This is a genomic window from Flavobacterium sp. (genome assembly GCF_044368995.1).
Taxonomy (GTDB): domain Bacteria; phylum Bacteroidota; class Bacteroidia; order Flavobacteriales; family Flavobacteriaceae; genus Flavobacterium.
Genome location: NZ_JBIPMS010000169.1, coordinates 1 through 2,743 on the forward strand (window position 1 = coordinate 1; position 2,743 = coordinate 2,743).

Sequence of the window (2,743 nt, forward strand, 5' to 3'; positions counted from 1 at the left end):
TGTTGTTTTGTTCAGAAAGTTGCGCCAATAACTCGTGAGATGTAAACGGCATAGCTTTCAGCACCTTAATTAAAAATAGTAATCGTTCAAGTTGTTTCATATACGTCATTTAATGGCGTAAATATAAATAAAATGTAGAACATGTACTACAAATATTTATTTTTGTTTAAGGTAATAGTTGAGTCCAGAAACAACTTAAAAAACGGGGCGTAACTGAAAAGCCTTATGAGTAGGGAAAAATTTAAAAAAATTATTAAATGAAAAAAATTATTTTATTAAGTTTATTTGCAATTGTTTTATCAAGCTGCAGATCACAAGTTGGAGTTTCTAATGGTGCTTATAGCGATATAAGTTTAAATAGAGATTCAAAAGAATACACTGTTACTAGACTGAAAGAAATTAATTCAGAAAGTAATGCCATTTTTGGAATTCCTACTGACAAAAGTATGAGTAAAAAACAAGGTCTTGTTGTTAGATTTAATGGTATCAATTTAACTGCTTCTAAAAGATTTTGGCCAATTGTTTCAATGGTAGGATTAACTTTTGTTACTGGAAAAATGATTTCTTCTGCTGGTGGATACAAACAAGAAACTATCAGAGAAGATTATGGGTTTGGTTCTTATGAATATACTATAGAAAGCGATAAGCCAAAAATTGGAATGGGATTAGCATCATTAATTGCTATACCTATTTCTGGTTTTATCAATAATCAACTTTGGGATGGCTCATTAAGTAGAGCAGCCTGGGAAGCTAATAGCAAACTTTTAAAAGATAATGACGATATAGATGTGTTTTTAAATCCAAAATATGATATCGATGTAAAAAAAGGAATTTGGACTCAAAATGCTAAATTAAAATTAAGAGCAATGGGTGCTAAAATAAAAACAGATAATTAATAAAACCAAACAACCACTCAATGAGTGGTTGTTTTTGTTTATATTACATTTTAAATTTACGAAGCAATTTCCAAGCGTTTCAATAAATTTTTGCTTAATGTATTTTCCGCATAGGTTTTAGTTACTTGCAATATTTTGTCTTCCGAACTTGGTAATTCGTACATCGCATCGGTTAAAATGGCTTCACATAAACTACGTAAACCACGAGCACCTAATTTATATTCTAATGCTTTTTCCACAATAAAATCTAACGCATCATCATCTATGGTGAAAGCAACTTCATCCATTTCAAATAATTTCTGATATTGTTTTATTAAAGCGTTTTTCGGCTCTGTTAATATAGCACGTAAGGTTTTAGCATCTAAAGGATCCATATGCGATAAAACGGGCATTCGACCAATGATTTCTGGTATTAATCCAAATTCTTTTACATCACGTGGAATAATATATTGCATTAAGTTGTCGCCATCTACTTTATCTAAATCTTTAGACGCGCTAAATCCCATCGCTTGTCGGTTCAACCGTTTTGAAATGATACGTTCAATACCATCAAAAGCACCACCTGCAATAAATAATATATTTTGCGTATTTACCTCAACAAATTTTTGATCGGGATGTTTTCTTCCACCTTTTGGCGGCACGTTTACAATAGATCCTTCTAATAGTTTTAGTAATGCTTGTTGCACACCTTCTCCAGAAACATCTCGAGTTATTGAAGGATTATCGCTTTTACGAGCAATTTTATCAATTTCATCGATAAAAACGATACCTCTTTCGGCTTTAGCTACGTCATAATCAGCTGCTTGTAGCAAACGTGTTAAGATACTTTCCACGTCTTCTCCTACATATCCTGCTTCAGTTAAAATTGTGGCATCTACTATCGCTAAAGGCACGTTTAACATTTTTGCAATGGTTTTGGCTACTAATGTTTTTCCCGTTCCGGTTTGCCCTACAATTAAAATATTACTCTTTTCAATTTCAATATCGTCATCGGTAATTTTTTGTGACAATCTTTTGTAGTGATTATAAACGGCAACGCTTAATACTTTTTTGGTTTGTTCTTGACCAATTACATAGTCGTTTAAAAAGGCATTTATCTCCTTTGGTTTGCGCAATACTAAATCGCCAATAGCTTCTGAGTCTAATGTTCCTTTTAGCTCTTCTACTACTATTCCGTGTGCTTGCTCAATACATTTTTCGCAAATATGCGAATCGATACCTGCTATTAATAAATTTGTTTCTGGCTTTTTTCTACCACAAAACGAACATTCTAATACTTCTTTTGCCATTGTTTATAGTCTAAAGTCGTAAAGTCTAAAGTCGTAAAGTCTAAGCAGTGCTTTTGACATTATGACCTTGGACTTTCGACCAAATTTATCTTCTCAATACTTCATCAATCATTCCGTATTCTTTTGCTTCATCAGCAATCATCCAATAGTCGCGTTCGCTATCTTTAAATACTTTTTCAATAGGTTGTTTGGAGTGGGATGAGATTATTTGATATAATTCATCTTTCAATTTCAACATTTCTCTTAAATTAATTTCCATATCGGTTGCCACACCAGAAGCGCCTCCAGAAGGTTGGTGAATCATGACACGAGAATGTGGTAATGCCGAACGTTTTCCTTCTGCACCTGCACATAATAAAACGGCACCCATTGATGCTGCCATTCCTGTACAAATTGTAGCTACATCTGGTTTGATGTATTGCATGGTGTCGTAAATACCTAATCCTGCATATACACTTCCACCAGGTGAATTGATATAAATTTGAATGTCTTTAGAAGCATCTACACTTTCTAAAAACAACAATTGTGCTTGTATAATATTGGCCATATAATCGTCAA

General features: G+C 33.1%; 3 protein-coding genes. 1 reads left to right on the forward strand and 2 read right to left on the reverse strand.

The annotated features are described in order from the left end of the window. The first annotated feature begins 257 nt into the window (after window positions 1–257). Window positions 258–896 carry a hypothetical protein gene (locus tag ACIQ2I_RS08925; protein ID WP_396182059.1) on the forward strand — a complete coding sequence of 213 codons (639 nt, stop codon included), beginning with the start codon at window positions 258–260 and terminating at the stop codon, window positions 894–896. Window positions 897–952: 56 nt separating this feature from the next. On the opposite strand, the gene clpX is transcribed toward ACIQ2I_RS08925, so the two are convergent. Further along, window positions 953–2,185: an ATP-dependent Clp protease ATP-binding subunit ClpX gene (gene clpX / locus ACIQ2I_RS08930; RefSeq protein WP_396182060.1), complete on the reverse strand. Its 1,233-nt coding sequence runs from the start codon at window positions 2,183–2,185 to the stop codon at window positions 953–955. An 85-nt stretch (window positions 2,186–2,270) separates the two neighbouring features. Further along, on the reverse strand, window positions 2,271–2,743 hold a 473-nt coding region (locus ACIQ2I_RS08935; protein ID WP_396182061.1), incomplete at its 5' end, for a ClpP family protease.

Excerpts from the sequence above, each read along its gene's own strand:
- ACIQ2I_RS08925 (WP_396182059.1), top strand. The coding sequence starts at position 258 with ATGAAAAAAATTATTTTATTAAGTTTATTTGCAATTGTTTTATCAAGC.
- clpX (WP_396182060.1), bottom strand. The coding sequence starts at position 2,185 with ATGGCAAAAGAAGTATTAGAATGTTCGTTTTGTGGTAGAAAAAAGCCA.